The sequence below is a fragment of the Marinomonas sp. TW1 genome, assembly GCF_001625355.1.
GTDB lineage: Bacteria > Pseudomonadota > Gammaproteobacteria > Pseudomonadales > Marinomonadaceae > Marinomonas.
Map to the genome: position 1 here is coordinate 68,875 of NZ_JSEE01000017.1, position 17,383 is coordinate 86,257.

Here is a 17,383-nt window from a genome sequence, read left to right on the forward strand (position 1 = left end):
AAACTCATCCTTTCTATGTCACAAAAAAGAGTCAAATGGCCTTATTGTGTTTTCTTTGCGGCGTTTTGATAAGACACTTCAAAGGGTAAGTTTAAAGTCTTCAAACGCCCCATAGCTGCCTGCCCAAGCTGCCCTTTCGGTACACTTTCTAACAATACGAACCAATAATTCGCCACCATGTTTTCCGCAAAAATGTGCGCCGTTTTTTCGTCTACACCTACCTGCTGGAAGCGCTTCACTATGCCTTCAGAAATGATCGCTATTTGATTGGTATGGAAGCCACCCGTTACCACACTATCGAGTAACACTTCTCGAGTAAATTCTGTGTATTCGTCATAGAAATGAAACAATACTTGCGCCATCTGCGATAGGTATTCAAGGGGCGACACACAATGAGACTGAGCTTGAGCACCGGCCCTTAATGCGATATCCATTTCATCAAAAAAGATATCCTTCACTAAGGCCAGCTTGTCGGGAAAATGCACAAACAAAGTGCCTACTGCAATACCAGCTTGCTGGCTTAAATAACGAGTGCTTGTGGCGGCAATACCTTGGGAGAGAAAAGCCTGCTTCGCAATGGCTTTGATTTTGGATCGAGTATGTTGTTTTTGTTGCTGTCGAAGACTCACGTCACCACGCCTTTTACTGAATAATCATCAAAGCCTAGCTTATCTGATTTTCAATGACGAGCAGATTTTCAATGCACAAAAACAAAAAATGATTATCGAACAGAATTAACATTGGGCATAGCGGAGCGTTCTAGGCGAGTGTTTAAATCCGCCATAAAGGACTCTATACGCTGAGCGTTGACACCATAATCCCCTCGACCAACACGTGAACACGAGCGCATATCCACACGAACCTCACCTTCCCCCATCTGCAAAATACGAATCACAACATCATCGCGAAAACCGAATATTGGTGTTCGAGCCGTCGCTTCAATCACACCTGCTGCTGGGTATTTGGCCACTACCTCCCAACCTCGATCCTGCACTAAATCCGCCACGACATAGTAAACTTGCTGTTTACTTTCTTCCGTGAAGACTGGCTGAACATTTGGATAATACTTCTTTTGAATAGGTGCCCAATCTGGGTTATACGCAAGATCATTTTCGTTGAAACTGCGGATAAAATTCACATTTAAAAAGGTGGGGGGCATTTCTGTATCAGTGGAAATGTCATTAATAGAGGGCAAATCAGAACGATGCAGATAAAATCCGATCCACATACAGCTGTACACAAGAGAAACAATGAGTACTAAAAAAAAGAAACGCTGACTACCGATGTTTTTTTCTTTACGACAGGCGTTCAATGAAACAATAGCCAATAGGGATAACACCAATGAAGCATAAACACTTTTACGCAACATGGAAAAACCTGTTAGTGGTTCGAAGATCCCCACTCGCACACCAGCAATTGAAACAAATGCCATACATCCCACTAACATCAGAAGAACATACAACACGGGAGAGATATAACGACTCATAAATAACTCAGTAGTACCAAAATAATATCTCACACCTTAGCGTGAGAAAGAGGCCACGAACAGCGCTAAAAAGAAGCTTCCAATTCATTCCTCTGTATTTGCATAATTTGTTTAAAGCCATTCTCAGCAAAGTGTAAATTCACCAATATTATAAACAAATTTATACATTAAAGAGTGACATAGCAATGACACTAGATGGCATTTTTAATAACCAAAACGCCCATAGACATTCCCCCCAAAAAAACCATAATGACGCTCTACTAAAAAAACGAAGACAATGATGACCAGACCGTTTCCAAAACACGCCGTCGATCAATTAAGAGAAGACTGCGAGGCCAAAGCCATGAGACCTTTTCTAGCAAGAGGCTCAAATGCCAAGCGATGCCCTAGTTGCTTAATGGCAAAATTTGCCTGCTTTTGCACTCAAAGACAAATGCAAAACACCTCTCTTCAGTTCATTTTGCTTTATCATCGAGACGAAATACACAAACCCACCAACAGTGGCCGATTAATCGCAGATCTTTTCCCCAATCAGACAAAGGCGTTTATTTGGAGCAGAACCGAGCCAGACAAAGCCTTGCTGAATCTATTAAACGAACTCAAAGAAAGCTGCACGATTTTGTTTCCCAATACAGAAACAGCCCAAAACCAAGGCAGAAACGTTAGAGATCAGCAAGACATTTTAAAAACAGACGAGGAAACCGGAAAACCACACACCTTTGTAATCCTTGATGGCACTTGGAAACAGGCCAGCAAGATGTTCCATCAAAGTGAGTGACTTAAGAACACACCTCATTTTGAAATCAATCAAGCAGCACAGCGCTCATTTTTAGTAAGACACTCTCAGCATGACATGCAATATGCCACGGCAGAAGTCACCGCCATGCTGTTAGACAGTTTAGGACTCAAGAACCACAGCGAGCATTTATTACAATATTACCAAGCGTTTAATCAGGCTTGTTTAACCAGTCGCAAGCGAGGCAACGAACATTCAGCACAACCCTAAACAACCAAATTACATGGTCGGTACATAACAAAAACGCCAAGCCAAAATGTAACTAAATTACATAAAAGCACGTTCACCTGCTTATTTTCTATCCGGTTAATTTATCTCATCAATAAATTAACCCAACCATTAGAATGAAACTGCAAAGCTTGCTTCTTCTTTTTACCCACTAAAATTGGGCCGTTGTCTAAAAACAAGAAAGCCTTCCATGTACGCTTAAACACTCCCCAATTAAGCTCAAAGACCTGCTCGTTATGGCAACAAAAATACACTATGGTATCTTCCCCCCAATGATTGCAATGGGCCAGCACTTCTTCGGGTAATTCTGACGCCTCACTATCCCACACTTTTTCCCAATGAGCCTTATTAATCTCAATACCTTCAGGCACCTTATTGGGCCAGTCATGCTCTGTAAAAAGATCAGGATGAAGCTGATCTTGACTAATGTAATCACGCCAAATTTGCTCTGCTTTTGATGCGACTAAAAAGTGGATTTGGGCTAAATCTTCTGGCACCACCTTAGGGTCTTGGCGCTTGAAAATCCAACTTTTAGAGAACAGAGATAATGCTTGGTACAAGACTATTTTCCTTACAATTTAATAAAGGTGAATAAAACTCAACTATAGAGTGAAAAAGGATCGTTTGTTCGATTGGTCAACCTTAACTAATATAACTCTTGTTGTAATAAAACAACATTTTTAAACCAACCAATTAAGGAGAGACTCATGGATTCTCAAAAACAATACGAAGCACTGCTGGCTAAATGGGGTTACAAAGACACAACAATTGAAGACCACGCCCGTCGTCAAAAGCGTGCTCGCCAAGCTAAAGCGGTTGTTGCTTTCTTTAAAGCTACTGTACGCTCTATCAAGAAAGTCAGCCTTCGTTCACAAACCCTAAGCCAAGCTAGCTAATTCCCTAGCCGCTTAGGCCAATACCAGTATAACAAACGCATTTAGCGTACGATTATACCTTAGATATTTTCTCTTAAGGGGAGAAAAATAATAAAACCCCTCCCTTCCTTTCTTCCTACGCTCATTCTCTTTTTCTTAATGAGTACACACTTATTACTTTGTTCTACTTCCTTCACGACAAGTAAATTCGTTATTATCAAAGCACATTCATAACCCAATAAGCTGTTTTATGACGTATTCTTACAAGGCCGTTTTATTTGACTGCGATGGCGTGATCGTCGATACGGAAAACCTATCAAACGATTTATTGCGCGCCATGCTGAAAGAGCAAGGCTTAGAATTAGACGATCAGACCCTACACGACAAATTCACTGGTTTTACTAACCAAGAAAACCTTCGCAATGCTGAAGCCATGCTTGGTAAAGCCTTACCTGACAACTTCGATACCGACTATCGAGACAAATTTCAGGCCCTCATGGACGAACAATTGGAACCCATTCAAGGGGTGCCAGAATTACTGAGTAAAATTCAGGTTCCTATTGCCATGGCAACCAATGCCAGACGTCAAGAGATGAACTTTAAACTTCACAAAATCCACTTAGCTGAGCGTTTCAAAACGCGTTTCTGCGTAGAAGACGTCGAACACGGTAAGCCAGCGCCCGATTTATACTTAAGAGCGGCCGCAGCCATTAATGTCGAGCCAAAAGACTGCATTGTTATAGAGGACTCTGTGGCGGGGATTCGTGCGGGGCGTGCTGCTGGAATGCGTGTATTTGCGTTCAGTGAGACCGTTCCTGCCAAGCTACAATTGGCTGCAGGCGCCACGGAAGTATTCGACAATATGACGCAACTGGAAGCCTTATTAAATCTAAATAAATAAGGCTTCCACGCCTTTCTAGCGAGTCACACTATCTACTTTATTAGTTAGAAATTGCTTGCAACTGTTTGAGTAGACTCTTTGGCAACTCTTTGATCACCAGGGTACCAGAGTCTGCATCAAACTGAATGGATTCACCCAGCAGTTCACTATCAAAACTTAAGGTTAAAGCACGGGAGCTTCCTGATAAACGCGTTAATTTTTTCAACGCCGCTTTTTCAACGAAAATTTCTTTCTCCATTTTAAAGCTATCAGAATCGGCAATTTCTAAGAATTTGTTGGCTTGCTCAACCGAGAAACGAGACTCTACCTGTGACGCAATGTCTTTAATTTCTAGCGGTTCACGCTCTTCTGCTTTTGACTGACAATGCTCAGAGACAACTTTCTTAAATTCATTCGCTTGTTTTGAAGGAATCCCCTCTGCCTGACAAAACGCAGAGGTTAGATCCACTAACTTACGTGTTTCTTTTGCTGCCGCTTTAGGTTCATCACAACCAATAAACTGGGTAAAGTATTCACTTTCAAACTTAGGCGCACGACCAAAGCGGAAAGCAATATAACGCCCTTCATCACCAGACTGCCAAGCCGTCAAGTTGATACGCAATGCCATGTGCAGCTTTTCCATCTCGATTTGTTCAATCTGTGACAAACTCAAATCCGCACCAAGGCCAATGCCTTTTTTACGCTTCAACATAACAATGTATAGAAAATGGGTATCGTGAAGCTCATAGTGGTTAAACCACAACAAACCACCTTCCGCTTCTTCTACTGCTTCTAGATGTTTTAAATATTCAGCCGCACAATCTTTGGTGAAAGCGGCAAAATCGGCAAAATCATTGTCTTTAAAATGCTTATACAACAAACCAGGCAACTGCGATCCTTCTTCGCTACCTTGCGGATTGGCAAATCGCCCGGTATTCATACCAGATCGATTGAATAGATTCGTCACTTGTGCCGACAGGGCTTCCGCCTGACTGTCTACCGGATTCTCATTCGGACGCGCAATTAAAATGGCCTTTCGTTCGCCTTCGTGCTTCTGAATTTCATGCACAATTAAGTTGCTAATAGACACCAGCTACCTCTACGTTTAATATGAATGTTTAATGACTTTTTTCATTAAACCTGTAACGCCTTCATTCACAATAGGATTTTCTACAATAAAAGCGCCATGATAAAACCTAAAACCACAAAAAAAGAGACACGACAAGAACTCGAGTCTTTGGTCGAGGCATTTATCAAAGCCAAAGGAGAAATCCAACAAGTCGACATGGGCGAATCAGGTCTTGTTGATGGCAAGTATAACACGAGTCACATCGGCTTTAGTGAACCAAGACAAGACCGCACACCACTAAATCATGTCGTGGCAGCCATTCAACAGAAAAAACGCCCAACCCCACCAACATCTATAACCAAGACAAACAAGAACAAACCGAAGAAAAAAGTCATTTACGATGATTTTGGCGAGCCCTTACGTTGGGTATGGGAAGATGAGTAAAAAGCGTGTAAGTTCATCTTAACTTTTTGTATTTATTGAGTCTTATTGCCATAATGCCAGACGAGCAAAAATCAAAAAGGAGAGAATAATGTCGATTCGTTACTTACATGCGATGATACGAACAGACAAACCAGAGGAAAGCCACGCCTTCTACACACAAGGCTTAGGTTTAATACAAACACGCCGTATGGACAGTGAAAAGGGCCAGTTTTCACTCATCTATTACGCAACAGAACAAGGCGCTCCAGAGGTTGAATTAACCCATAACTGGGATGATAGAAACTACTCAGGCGGTGATCAATTTGGCCACCTAGCCTTTGAAGTAGATAACATTTACCAAGTATGCGAAAACCTCCAAAACATGGGAGTGACCATTTTACGACCACCAAGAGATGGCCACATGGCCTTCATCAAGGACCCTAACAACATCTCAATTGAACTACTTCAAAAAGATGGCTCGTTAGATCCTGCTGAGCCTTGGGCATCGATGGAAAACACGGGAAGCTGGTAGAAACCAGCTTTTTCTTAACAAAAACTTACAATTTAGCAATTTAATAAAACAAAGATACAAAAAGCCCATAGCTACTAGTGTTTTTTTGCCTTAAGCTATCCAGTAAGTTGTATAAAGAGCCAGTTATTTATGACGTCATTCATTAAACACATCAGCATTGCAGTTAGCCTGCTTGCCTTTAGCCATTTCGCAACAGCCGAAAGTCTGTATGCGTCAAATGTAAAGGCACGCCTTGCCGATGCTGATCGTGATGGTGTGATTGACGCTCGTGATCTTTGTCCAGATACCCCTATTGGCTCAGCCATAGACAATGAAGGCTGCCCAAACCAAAGCTCCAAATTACTCTCGGTTGAACTAAACATTTTGTTTGATTCAGGCAAAGCCAACATCAAACCGCGTTTCTATTCCGAACTCAAAGACCTTGCAACGTTCCTTCGTGAACACCCAACCAGCACGGTTGTTATTGAGGGTCACACCGACAGTCTGGGATCGGCAGAATCAAATCGCATTCTATCTCAGAAACGCGCCTCCGCTATTGCTGATGTTCTGGTGGATAGCTTTCGCATCAAAGCAGACCGCGTCAAAGGTGTCGGCTATGGTGAAACCCGCCCTATCGCCACCAACGAAACAACCACAGGTCGCAGTCAAAATCGTCGCGTTGTCGCGGAAGTTTTTGCCAAACAGCAGTTCGCCAACCAACGCTGGACAATCTATAGCGTTGATCAAAGTGCCAATACGGCTTACAACCGTAAAAACTAAAACCTTCTCTTTTTCATCCTTGTAATAAGTCATTTTTTCAATTAAAGAAAACTTGATTGCTTATGCCACTTTCAGCGGCAACCCACACATCAATATTGACACCTCTTTCTTCGCATCACACCCACGAAAAAACAATAGCGACCACAAGACTTAGCGAAACGAAAAACCTTCCACCTTCTCTCAAATCACATCCAATATCGCACAGAAAAACCTAGCCACAATGCTATATGCGCTTAACAGATAAGCAGTAGCCCCATGCCACAATAAATAGTTCAATACAGTGCATGAGCCTCACAACAAAAAAAATCCGCTCTCATTAACTGAGAGCGGATTCATAAAGGCGTTTATTGATGTGTGATTTAAGACTGTTTCGCCAGAGATGCTTTCCAAGCGTCGATAGCCTTGTCAATACTATTTTGATTCTGCTCCATCATTACCCCAAACTGCTTGAGAAAAGTCCGGCCAAAGTTGATATTGTTTATCGACACATTACTTAACAGCCATTGCTGTTGCTTAGACTCTTTCATGTAGAAAATAATATTTAACAGTCCACCGTCAGCCATTTGAAAGTCTACTTTAACCTTAGTTTCACGCCCTCGACCTTGCGGCCCTAAAGGCTGGACATTGATCTTATCCGGATCTAAGTCTAATAAAGACTTACCATAAGTTCGCAACAATGTGTCTTTTGTTACCGTGGCAAAACGCGTCCTTTGCTCAGGCGTTGCACGACGATAATACTTCCCCATGACCTTACGAGAAAAGTAGTCAAAATCAACCACTTTGGCCAAAATACGATCCACTCGCTCTTCTAGAACAGATGGATTGTCTGCCAAAAAGACCTTGTCCTGAACAATGTCCTTACGAAAAGCATCGACAACCTGAATAACGGTGTCTCTTGCGCCCTCTTCACCTTCCGCCCAAGCAGAGCTGATCGATAAAAGAGAAAGCATCATGAAAACGCTAGAAAGCACTTTAAACATAACCATTTACTCCGAGTCACCTGATTTGAACAGGAACTGACTAATCAAATTCTCAAGCACTAAAGCGGATTGCGTATCAAATATTTCACCGCCCTCTTGCAACATCTCTTCATCCGCCCCTATGGTAATACCTAAGTATTTCTCACCCAATAAACCACTGGTTAGAATCGCAATCGAGCTATCGGTTGGGATATTATCAACATCGGCATTGATGTTCATTTTAACTAAGCCCATATACAACTCTTTGTCGAATGAAATAGACTCAACGGTACCTACTGTCACGCCAGCAATGGTGACCTTAGAGCGACTGGTCAGACCACCGATATCATCAAATCGAGCCACAATTTGGTATGTGTCTTTTTGGGCAGAAAAAGCCAAGCCACTCACCTGTACCGCTAAATAAACAAATGCGGCAACACCTAATAATATAAAACAACCTACCAACAACTCAGTACGCTTACTTCTCATCCTAAAAATCCCCAAACATGGCTGCCGTTAAAACAAAATCCAATGCCAAAATGGCTAATGACCCTAATACCACAGTACGAGTGGTGGCTTTACCTATTCCTTCGGAAGTCGGCACACACTCATATCCCTGATAAACAGCGATCCAAGTAACCACAACAGAAAAACATACGGCCTTTATGAAGCCATTCATAATGTCCGTATCAAAATACACAGATTGCTGCATCAAAGACCAGAATGCGCCATCATGAACACCAAGCCAACCGACAGAAACCAGCAATCCTCCAATGATCCCAGTGGCCGAAAAAATGATGCTAAGTAAAGGCAAACATATCACCCCTGCAATGAAGCGTGGCGCAATAATGCGTCTTAACGGATCCACCCCCATCATTTCATAACTGGATAACTGCTCGGTGGCTTTCATCAAGCCAATCTCAGCCGTCAAAGAGGAACCCGCTCGACCAGCAAACAATAACGCCGTGACCACAGGCGCTAACTCTCGCAACAAAGACAAAGCAAGCAACTGTCCAACCGCTTCTTCCGAGCCAAATTTTGATAAAATACTGTATCCCTGTAAGGCGAGCACCATACCAATAAAGGCACCTGAGACCACCACAATCACCAGAGACAACACACCCACCGCATAAAGCTGCTGAATTAAAAGCCGGATCGACTCTCTAAAACGTACAGGCATACGCAGCACACTCTGGGCTAGAAATATTCCTGCACGACCAACTGCTTCAAGCCAGTTTAAAAACCAAGCTCCCAAGCCCACTAACATATTCATTGGGGTACTCCTTGGCTCTCTGACGCCTCTGGATAATGAAATGGTACAGGGCCATCAGGCTCACCACGAAGGAATTGCATCACTTGAGGGTCAGTCGATGCTTGAATTGTTTCAGGCGAGCCCTCTGCAATGACACGCCCTCCTGCCAATATGCAGACATGATCAGCAATGGATAAAGACTCTTCTACATCATGGGACACCAAAACAGAGGTAATGTTCGCTTCATCATTCAACTGACGAATCAATTTCACCAACACACCTTTAGAGATAGGATCCTGTCCCGTAAAAGGTTCATCATACATCACCAAATCAGGATCCAGCGCAATGGCTCTGGCCAAAGCAACACGTCGCGCCATACCACCAGAAAGTTCTGAAGGCATTAAACTGGCCGCACCGCGTAGACCAACACTGTGCAGTTTATCAAGCACAATCGAGTCTATTTCAGATCGACTTAGTTGAGTATGCTCCTCTAATGGAAAGGCAATATTTTCGGCCACCGACATATCGCTGAACAAAGCACCGCTTTGAAACAACATGCCCATTTTTTTGCGAACGTTGTACAAGGCTTTTCTAGACAAGCGGTGCACATCTTCGCCCGCCACTAAAATACGCCCTAAATCCGGCGACAACTGAGCCGCAATCAACCTCAGTAAGGTTGTCTTCCCTGTGCCACTTGGGCCCATCACAGCGGTCACCTTGCCTTTGGGGATGGTCAAAGAGACATTTTCATAAATGGCTCTGTCACCCCTGTAAAAACTGAGATCATGAACTTCTATATAAGCATCAACCACTAATACACCCTTATTCCCTAGCGAATATCGACTGATACTATCATTGCATTTTTAAAAATAAAATCTTACGCGCTTAAATACAATTTGTTTCCTAGGTCAAGCCTTGAATTTAAACGCCAAACCTCATTAAATGGTAACCCCTGAAATTATGAGTAATACCTTTATCATGCTGTTGTTTTCTGCTGCCCTAATTGCAGGGCTGATTCTTTTAGTTCTTAGCTCTGACAAATTCATCGAACATTCTGCACTCGTCGCTGAGAAAATGAATGTCAGTCCAATTATTATCGGTATCACTCTTGTTGCCCTTGGCACTTCCGCTCCTGAAATGGTGGTGTCAGCCATCGCGGCTTTAGATCAAGCACCAGAAATTGCCGTTGGTAACGTTCTCGGATCTAATATCGCCAATATCGCTCTTGTATTAGGGGCTAGCCTGCTGTTCTCAGCCATTCCCGTCGCACCTGGCTTGTCCACAAAAGAAGCCCCATTAGTATTAGGCATTACCCTTCTTGCCGGCATTTTAATTTATGATCAGTTTTTGGGCGTGTGGGATGGCATCATTCTCATCACGGCCTTTATCGCAATACTTTTCGTTTTATTGCGCGGCGGTAAAGATTTATCCAGTGAGTTAGTCGAAGAATTACCTAAAGACGACGGCAGCTCTGTTGGCAAGTCATTAACCATTGCGATAATAGGCTTAGCGGTTCTCATCGGCAGCTCGAAGTTACTTGTATGGGGAGCCATTGGCATTGCGACCCAACTTGGTGTCAGCGAATTAATCATTGGCTTAACCATTGTCGCCATCGGTACCAGCCTACCTGAACTGGCCGCCTCAATCAGTAGCGTGAGAAAAGGCCATCATGATATTGCCATTGGCAATATTCTAGGCTCGAACATTTTCAACCTAGCGACAGTACTGCCTTTACCCGCTCTTATTGCACCAGGCCTTATTGATCACAGCATTTTAACCCGTGATTTCCCTTGGACTCTTGGCCTCACGTTCGCGCTAGTCATTGCGATTATTCTCTTCAAAAAAGCCAAAAATAGCAGCATTCCAAGATGGGTAGGTCTACCCCTACTGGCCTCTTACGCTTTATACTTAATCATACTTAGTACTAGTGGACCTATTTAATGTCTTCGCAACATTCAAACAAATCCTTTCGCATGGTAATTTTGATGACAGCATTCGCTGTCATCGCGATGGCTTTTTTTTGGTATAAAACGGCACCCAAAGTGAATCTGTTATCTACCGATTCACTAAGCAGCACACCTGACTATTTCATTACTGACATTAAAGCACAGCGGTTTGACGCTCGGGGTAAACTCATAGAGACTATCCAAGCCGAACAAGCTCTGCATTACATACAAGCAGCCAAGACACGTTTAGAACAACCTTATGTTGATCGCTATGCGACTTCCGGTAGTTGGCACGCAGAAGCTCAACAGGGTGCCATAGAAGATGGCAGCAATGACATTTTATTAACCGATAACGTGATCGCGGTGAAAAAATACCAAGGATCCGCAGACATTTTATTAAATGCCGACACCATTCATTATTTAGATCAAGACAAATCATTAACTAGCCAAGGAAATGCGACCCTTACATCGACTCAAGGTAAGACTTCCGCGGGCACCATTACGACCTATATCAATTCAGAAGAAGTCATTATGACGGGATCTGTACGAGGAAATTATGAAACGATTCACTAAAACCACAGGTTTAATTACCCTATTCGCCCTGAGTCAATATGCCTTAGCCCTTCCTAATGACATCGAAAAGCCATTAGAAATTCAGGCAGATGAAGCCTCTTTTGACCAAAATACAGGCCAAGCCATCTACAAGGGTAACGTGTTCGTTAAACAAGGTTCTATCGAGATTCAGGCGCAATATTTAAAAGTCACTAGTGATCCAACAACACAAAGATTCAGTAGCCTTGAAGCCTCTGGCAAGCCCGCTAAGTTCAGCCAACAAGTTGATTGGAGTGGTAATATTGTCATCAGTAAAGGCAATGAAATTCACTACGCAACGGATGAAAGTAAGCTCGAAATCATTGGCGACGGCTATCTAAGCCGTATGCAAAATTCAATCTCGGCGGATTACATTCTTTATATGATCCAAGATGGTACGTTTACCGCTGAGAAAAAAGACCAAGGTCGCGTCACCATGACCCTAAAACCACAAGCAGCCAAGGCAAACTAATTCATGGCAAGACTAGAAGCAAAAAACCTAGCCAAAAGTTACAAAAAGAGAGCTGTGGTAAAAGATGTTTCCATCGCTGTGGAGTCAGGACAAGCCGTTGGGCTATTAGGACCAAATGGCGCAGGTAAAACCACCTGTTTTTACATGATCGTGGGCATGGTCGCAAACGATGCCGGTGGCATTTTCATTGATGATCAAGACATTACCCAAGATGCCATGCATGTTCGCGCACAAAAAGGGATTGGTTATTTACCACAAGAAGCGTCGATTTTTCGAAAAATGTCTGTTGAAGACAACATTTCAGCCATTTTAGAAACTCGTAAGGGTCTAAGCAAAGCCCAACAAAAAGAAAGATTGGAATCGCTTTTAGAAGAATTTCACATTACACACATTCGCACAAACCTCGGAATGGCTTTATCAGGCGGCGAACGTCGACGAGTTGAAATCGCCAGAGCCCTTGCCATGAACCCCAAGTTCATACTGCTGGATGAACCTTTTGCTGGCGTCGATCCTATTTCTGTGGGTGATATAAAACTCATCATTAAACATTTACAGGACAGCGGCATTGGCGTTTTAATTACCGATCACAATGTACGAGAAACCTTGGACATTTGTGATAAAGCCTATATCGTAGGCAACGGTTATATCATTGCCTCCGGTGAGGCCAGCGACATTATCAATAATGAACAAGTGAAAAAAGTCTATTTAGGCGACGACTTCCGCCTGTAACCCCTTATCATTGTTGTAGAAAGGGAGTAGTATGCACAACTCGTTCCAATTTAATAAAACAGACAGAGTTGCTCCATGAAGCAGTCTTTACAGCTAAAACTCGGTCAACAATTAACCATGACCCCTCAACTGCAACAAGCCATCCGCTTGCTGCAGCTTTCGACGCTGGATTTAAAGCAAGAAATTCACGAATTTCTTGAGTCTAATCCATTACTCGAACTAGACGATGATGACACCGCATCGACTGATACGCCGAGCATTGAAACAAAGACGGACAGCGACACAAACAAGGACAGCAATGCCAATGATCACGAGTCAGGTGAAGAAGCTCGTTTAGAATCTGAGTGGACCGAAAATATTCCTGAAGAACTGTCTATCGACAGCAATTGGGATGATACCTATCAAAGCTCTGCTGCGGTCAGTGACTCTAATAGTTTTGACAATGAAATGGACTTTGAAAGCCGTAACGCACCTGCGGAAAGCATTCAGGACCATTTAATCTGGCAATTAAACCTCACTCACATGTCAGATCGAGACTTAGAGATTGCTTACGCCATTGTCGATTGCGTTCAACCTGATGGTTATTTAAGTACTAGCTTAGAAGACATGTTAGAGTCTTTAAGCCTAGATCTTGAAGAGCTTGAGCTGGATGAAATTCACGCCGTACAACATCGACTGCAAAGATTCGATCCTATTGGCGTCTGTTCAACCGACTTACGTGATTGCCTGCTGGTTCAACTCGAGGCGTTTCAAGATCATCCCCTGTATAAAAGCACACAGAATCTGATTAGCCATTATCTCCCTCTTTTAGGCAGTCGTGACTTTGTACAACTAAGTCGTAAAACCAAATTAAAAGACGAAGCATTAAAAGAAGTCATTCATCTCATCCAGCAGCTAAACCCTAGACCGGGCTCTGTGATTGATGAAGATGATACGGACTATGTTATTCCAGATGTTTCGGTCAAAAAGCGCAATGGTACTTGGCAAGTAGAGCTAAACAATGACGCACTGCCGCCAATCAAAATCAATGAAACCTATTCAGCAATGGCCAGCACCGCTTCTACAGCAGAAGATGTAAGCTATATTAAAAACTCACTGCAAGAAGCAAAATGGTTCATGAAGAGCTTACAAAGCCGTAATGAAACCTTGCTAAAAGTCGCTAGCTGTATTGTCAGTCGACAGATTGATTTTTTTGAGTTAGGCGAAGAAGCCATGAAACCCATGGTGCTACATGATGTTGCAGAAGAAGTTGGCATGCACGAGTCGACCATTTCACGGGTGACCACACAAAAATACATGCATACCCCTAAAGGTATTTTTGAGCTGAAATTCTTCTTCTCTAGCCATGTAAACACGGCCTCTGGTGGTGAATGTTCTTCCACTGCAATTCGAGCTATGATTAAAAAATTGGTTGCGGATGAACCAGCCAAAAAGCCATTAAGCGATAACAAATTGGCCACCATTTTGGCCGATCAAGGCATTCAAGTTGCACGACGTACTGTTGCGAAATATCGAGAGGCGATGAACATCCCTCCTTCAAATGAACGTAAAAGATTGATTTAACAGGTATAAAGTTATCATGCCATTAAACTCACTAGTAAAAGCCGAACTCGTGCTTGCCAAACAAGACATTGTCAGCAAAAAACGTGTTCTAGAAAGCTTGGCCGAAATCACCTCCAATCGCCTACACTGTGACAACGAAGCCGTGTATGACGCGTTATTAGGTCGTGAGAAATTAGGCAGTACCGGCATTGGTAATGGTATTGCCATTCCTCATTGTCGTTTGGAATCCGCTAATCACACCGCCATTGTGGTGATGTCGTTACAAACACCAATCGACTTTGATTCAATCGATAAGCAGCCTGTCGATTTGATTTTTGCCCTTATCGTCCCACCGAATGAATGCGACCAGCATTTGTCTACCCTGGCACAGATCGCTGAACTGGCTCAGTCTCCGGATGCGCTAAGCAAATTACGCGCAGCAAAAAACAATGAAGACTTATACACCAGCTTTGAATCATTAATTTAGGGAGCACAGCATGCAGGAAGAAAGCATCACCATCATCAACAAACTTGGCCTGCATGCTCGTGCCGCTGGCAAACTCGTTGAAACCACGTCTCGCTTTTCGTGTGACATTACCATTGAAAAAGAAGGCCGTAACGTTGATGGTAAAAGCATCATGGCAATGATGATGCTAGCGGCTGGCAAAGGTACTGAAATTCTTGTCAAAACCAATGGTGAAGATGAGGAAGAGGCCATTAAAGCCGTTATTGAATTAATTAATAATCGTTTTGGCGAAGACGAGTAACACTCGATGTCAGAAAAAACGTTAAGTCATCTGCAAACCGTATCGGAGTCCCTCGAATCTGGGGCGACCATGCAGATTCGCTATTTACTTAACGGCGCCCTTCCTGCACAAGATGTTGCTCGCTTACTTGAATCCTCCCCACCGAAAGAACGTAAACTTCTCTGGGAACTGATTGATTCAAAAAGCGAAGGTGAAGTACTCCAATATCTAAGCGAAGACATTGGTGTGCAATTCATGAAAGAAATGGATACAGAGCGACTAGTCGCCGTATCCGAGCATTTTGAAAGTGATGACTTAGCCGATTTATTACAACATTTGCCAGAAACGGTTGTAAAAGAAGTTCTGTCGTCCATGACCGCTCAAGACAGAACCCGAGTTGAAGCGCTATTAAGCTACTCGGAAGATTCTGCTGGCGGCTTAATGAACACGGACACCATTACCATTCGACCCAACATTACGGTTGATATCGTGTTCCGCTATTTACGTCGCCATTCTAGCCTTCCGGATATGACAGACAACTTGCTGGTCGTCAGTCGATCAGATCGTCTGCTCGGCACCCTAACACTGACCAAACTGTTAGTCAGTGACCCCGAAGACACCGTTCGCGATATTATGGACACCGACTGCACTGTCATCAATGCCGACACGCCCGCCAGTGACGTCGCGCAATTATTTGAAAAAATGGACCTAGTATCCGCCCCTGTTATCGATGGTGACAGCAAGAAGCTATTGGGTCGTATTACCATTGATGATGTGGTCGACGTTATTCGAGATGAAGCCGAACACTCGATGTTAAGCATGGCTGGTCTTGATGATGATGAAGATACTTTCTCACCTATTTTAAAAACCACCAAACGACGCGCAGTCTGGCTTGGCATTAATCTGATTACCGCTTTTATCGCCTCGTATGTCATTGGGCTTTTTCAAAACACCCTGGATCAAGTCGTTGCGCTCGCGATTCTAATGCCCATTGTGGCCAGTATGGGTGGTATTGCCGGCTCTCAGGTGCTGACTTTGGTCATTCGCGGTATCGCACTCAATCAAATTGGCTCAACCAACGCCAAATGGTTGCTTAATCGTGAATTGATTGTTGGTATGATTAATGGCCTACTCTGGGCCAGTGTTATCGCTGCATTAACGGCCATCTGGTTTGACAACATCAAGATTGCCTATATCATTGCAGGCGCGACCATTATTAATCTATTGTTTGCTGCAACAACAGGTACATTATTGCCAATCTTCTTAAAAAAGATTGGTATCGATCCCGCTTTAGCGGGCAGTGTAATTTTGACTACCGTGACCGATGTGGTCGGATTTTTATCCTTCCTCGGACTCGCGACTATTTTTCTTGTATAGGTTCCCATGACAGATTTTGATCAATTCGAAAACGAAGAAGACACCCCTAAGAGCAAAACTCAGATCAAGCGCGAAATGGAAGCCTTGCAAGAGATCGGCAAAAAGCTATTGAAGCTCAGTAAGAATCAGCAAAAGAAAGTCCCTATGTCTGACACGCTTAGGGATGCTCTGGCCGAGGCCGATCGTATCAAGCACCATGAAGCCACTAGAAGACATTTACAGTACATTGGTAAAGTGATGCGAACGGAAGACTATGAAGCCATTGATCAACGCATAGCACTGTTTGATTCGACGTCAGCGGCCTACAACAAACTCTTCCATCAACTGGAAATCAAACGTGATGCTTTGATCGGTGAGAACAGCAAAGAAGAGCTATCAAACTATCTCGAGGATCATCCGGAGATCCAAGACATTCAATTACTGCGCCAATTAATTCGTCAATCACAAAAAGAAATGTCACAAGAAGGCAAAACAACCAATCGTAAAAAACTGTTCCGTTTTTTACGTGAAACCGAAGAAAAACGTCTTGGTTTAAATGAATAACCCCATGATATAACGACTTAGTCAAGTCGTAAAAAAGCCCGTTTTGATTGCTGAACTGACCCCATAAAGTTGGACTCTGTTCTAAGCGGCTTTACAAGGCCTGATTCCGATACGCTATCGGACTCAGGCCTTTTAGTTTCTGCTTAATTCGATCGTTGTTGTAATACTCGATGTATTC

The 17,383-nt window shown here is 43.2% G+C and carries 25 protein-coding genes; 16 read left to right on the forward strand and 9 right to left on the reverse strand.

The annotated features are described in order from the left end of the window. Positions 1 to 41 precede the first annotated feature (41 nt). Entirely contained in the window at positions 42 to 629 is a 588-nt protein-coding gene (locus OA79_RS15385; protein WP_063334122.1) for a TetR/AcrR family transcriptional regulator, read from the reverse strand. A 92-nt stretch (positions 630 to 721) separates the two neighbouring features. Beyond that, positions 722 to 1,432, reverse strand: a complete 711-nt coding sequence (locus tag OA79_RS15390; protein WP_231908887.1) for a DUF1499 domain-containing protein — start codon at positions 1,430 to 1,432, stop codon at positions 722 to 724. Between the two features lie 397 nt (positions 1,433 to 1,829). On the opposite strand from OA79_RS15390, the gene OA79_RS18485 reads away from it, so the two are divergent. Next, positions 1,830 to 2,264: a DTW domain-containing protein gene (locus OA79_RS18485; protein WP_231908888.1), complete on the forward strand. Its 435-nt coding sequence runs from the start codon at positions 1,830 to 1,832 to the stop codon at positions 2,262 to 2,264. A gap of 75 nt (positions 2,265 to 2,339) precedes the next feature. Further along, positions 2,340 to 2,492, forward strand: coding sequence for a hypothetical protein (locus OA79_RS18490; RefSeq protein WP_231908889.1), 153 nt, complete (start codon positions 2,340 to 2,342; stop codon positions 2,490 to 2,492). A gap of 101 nt (positions 2,493 to 2,593) precedes the next feature. Here the strand turns inward: OA79_RS18490 and OA79_RS15400 are convergent, their stop codons facing one another. Beyond that, complete coding sequence (locus OA79_RS15400) at positions 2,594 to 3,070, reverse strand: DUF2947 family protein (protein ID WP_063334124.1); 477 nt, start codon at positions 3,068 to 3,070, stop codon at positions 2,594 to 2,596. A gap of 147 nt (positions 3,071 to 3,217) precedes the next feature. Here OA79_RS15400 and OA79_RS15405 point away from each other — a divergent pair, with 147 nt between their 5' ends. Further along, the gene (locus tag OA79_RS15405) at positions 3,218 to 3,406 is read left to right on the forward strand and encodes a hypothetical protein (protein ID WP_063334125.1); all 189 of its coding nucleotides are present in this window, start codon (positions 3,218 to 3,220) and stop codon (positions 3,404 to 3,406) included. Positions 3,407 to 3,635: 229 nt separating this feature from the next. Then, positions 3,636 to 4,286, forward strand: a complete 651-nt coding sequence (locus tag OA79_RS15410) for an HAD family hydrolase (protein ID WP_063334126.1) — start codon at positions 3,636 to 3,638, stop codon at positions 4,284 to 4,286. Positions 4,287 to 4,326: 40 nt separating this feature from the next. Here OA79_RS15410 and OA79_RS15415 read toward each other — a convergent pair whose 3' ends face one another. Then, positions 4,327 to 5,355, reverse strand: a complete 1,029-nt coding sequence (locus OA79_RS15415; RefSeq protein WP_063334127.1) for a nucleoid-associated protein — start codon at positions 5,353 to 5,355, stop codon at positions 4,327 to 4,329. A gap of 96 nt (positions 5,356 to 5,451) precedes the next feature. On the opposite strand from OA79_RS15415, the gene OA79_RS15420 reads away from it, so the two are divergent. From OA79_RS15420 to OA79_RS15430, 3 genes are all read left to right on the forward strand, one after another. Continuing rightward, positions 5,452 to 5,778, forward strand: coding sequence for a hypothetical protein (locus OA79_RS15420; protein ID WP_063334128.1), 327 nt, complete (start codon positions 5,452 to 5,454; stop codon positions 5,776 to 5,778). 88 nt (positions 5,779 to 5,866) lie between these two features. Beyond that, on the forward strand, positions 5,867 to 6,289 hold the full coding sequence (locus OA79_RS15425) for a VOC family protein (RefSeq protein WP_063334129.1): 423 nt from the start codon (positions 5,867 to 5,869) through the stop codon (positions 6,287 to 6,289). A 129-nt stretch (positions 6,290 to 6,418) separates the two neighbouring features. Then, positions 6,419 to 7,048, forward strand: a complete 630-nt coding sequence (locus OA79_RS15430; RefSeq protein WP_063334130.1) for an OmpA family protein — start codon at positions 6,419 to 6,421, stop codon at positions 7,046 to 7,048. A 359-nt stretch (positions 7,049 to 7,407) separates the two neighbouring features. On the opposite strand, the gene OA79_RS15435 is transcribed toward OA79_RS15430, so the two are convergent. From OA79_RS15435 to OA79_RS15450, 4 genes are read right to left on the reverse strand one after another with little or no spacing between them, the layout of a single operon-like run. Beyond that, positions 7,408 to 8,028, reverse strand: coding sequence for an MlaC/ttg2D family ABC transporter substrate-binding protein (locus OA79_RS15435; RefSeq protein ID WP_063334147.1), 621 nt, complete (start codon positions 8,026 to 8,028; stop codon positions 7,408 to 7,410). 6 nt (positions 8,029 to 8,034) lie between these two features. Further along, the gene (gene mlaD, locus OA79_RS15440) at positions 8,035 to 8,496 is read right to left on the reverse strand and encodes an outer membrane lipid asymmetry maintenance protein MlaD (protein ID WP_063334131.1); all 462 of its coding nucleotides are present in this window, start codon (positions 8,494 to 8,496) and stop codon (positions 8,035 to 8,037) included. Position 8,497: 1 nt separating this feature from the next. Beyond that, positions 8,498 to 9,280, reverse strand: coding sequence for a lipid asymmetry maintenance ABC transporter permease subunit MlaE (gene mlaE / locus OA79_RS15445; RefSeq protein ID WP_063334132.1), 783 nt, complete (start codon positions 9,278 to 9,280; stop codon positions 8,498 to 8,500). Beyond that, positions 9,277 to 10,071 carry an ABC transporter ATP-binding protein gene (locus tag OA79_RS15450; protein ID WP_063334133.1) on the reverse strand — a complete coding sequence of 265 codons (795 nt, stop codon included), beginning with the start codon at positions 10,069 to 10,071 and terminating at the stop codon, positions 9,277 to 9,279. Before OA79_RS15450 ends, mlaE begins: the two co-directional genes overlap by 4 nt. A 130-nt stretch (positions 10,072 to 10,201) precedes the next feature. Here OA79_RS15450 and OA79_RS15455 point away from each other — a divergent pair, with 130 nt between their 5' ends. The 9 genes from OA79_RS15455 to yjgA all read left to right on the forward strand — a co-directional run bounded on the left by OA79_RS15455 (position 10,202) and on the right by yjgA (position 17,205). Then, positions 10,202 to 11,200, forward strand: coding sequence for a calcium/sodium antiporter (locus OA79_RS15455; protein ID WP_082825503.1), 999 nt, complete (start codon positions 10,202 to 10,204; stop codon positions 11,198 to 11,200). 44 nt (positions 11,201 to 11,244) lie between these two features. Further along, the gene (lptC, locus tag OA79_RS15460; protein WP_231908890.1) at positions 11,245 to 11,778 is read left to right on the forward strand and encodes an LPS export ABC transporter periplasmic protein LptC; all 534 of its coding nucleotides are present in this window, start codon (positions 11,245 to 11,247) and stop codon (positions 11,776 to 11,778) included. Further along, complete coding sequence (gene lptA / locus OA79_RS15465; RefSeq protein ID WP_063334135.1) at positions 11,762 to 12,268, forward strand: lipopolysaccharide transport periplasmic protein LptA; 507 nt, start codon at positions 11,762 to 11,764, stop codon at positions 12,266 to 12,268. Before lptC ends, lptA begins: the two co-directional genes overlap by 17 nt. A gap of 3 nt (positions 12,269 to 12,271) precedes the next feature. After that, positions 12,272 to 12,997, forward strand: coding sequence for an LPS export ABC transporter ATP-binding protein (gene lptB, locus OA79_RS15470; RefSeq protein WP_063334136.1), 726 nt, complete (start codon positions 12,272 to 12,274; stop codon positions 12,995 to 12,997). A gap of 75 nt (positions 12,998 to 13,072) precedes the next feature. Then, positions 13,073 to 14,560 (forward strand): RNA polymerase factor sigma-54, encoded by a 1,488-nt coding sequence (locus tag OA79_RS15475; protein WP_063334137.1) that lies wholly within the window; start codon positions 13,073 to 13,075, stop codon positions 14,558 to 14,560. A gap of 16 nt (positions 14,561 to 14,576) precedes the next feature. Beyond that, positions 14,577 to 15,026, forward strand: coding sequence for a PTS IIA-like nitrogen regulatory protein PtsN (gene ptsN / locus OA79_RS15480; protein ID WP_063334138.1), 450 nt, complete (start codon positions 14,577 to 14,579; stop codon positions 15,024 to 15,026). Between the two features lie 10 nt (positions 15,027 to 15,036). Next, positions 15,037 to 15,306, forward strand: a complete 270-nt coding sequence (locus tag OA79_RS15485) for an HPr family phosphocarrier protein (RefSeq protein ID WP_063334139.1) — start codon at positions 15,037 to 15,039, stop codon at positions 15,304 to 15,306. A 6-nt stretch (positions 15,307 to 15,312) separates the two neighbouring features. Further along, a complete protein-coding gene (gene mgtE / locus OA79_RS15490) occupies positions 15,313 to 16,662 on the forward strand; it encodes a magnesium transporter (protein WP_063334140.1) in 1,350 nt (449 codons plus the stop codon). Between the two features lie 6 nt (positions 16,663 to 16,668). Beyond that, entirely contained in the window at positions 16,669 to 17,205 is a 537-nt protein-coding gene (gene yjgA / locus OA79_RS15495) for a ribosome biogenesis factor YjgA (RefSeq protein ID WP_063334141.1), read from the forward strand. A gap of 91 nt (positions 17,206 to 17,296) precedes the next feature. Here yjgA and OA79_RS18130 read toward each other — a convergent pair. Further along, the coding region (locus OA79_RS18130; RefSeq protein ID WP_156486281.1) for an IS3 family transposase at positions 17,297 to 17,383 on the reverse strand (87 nt) is incomplete at its 5' end.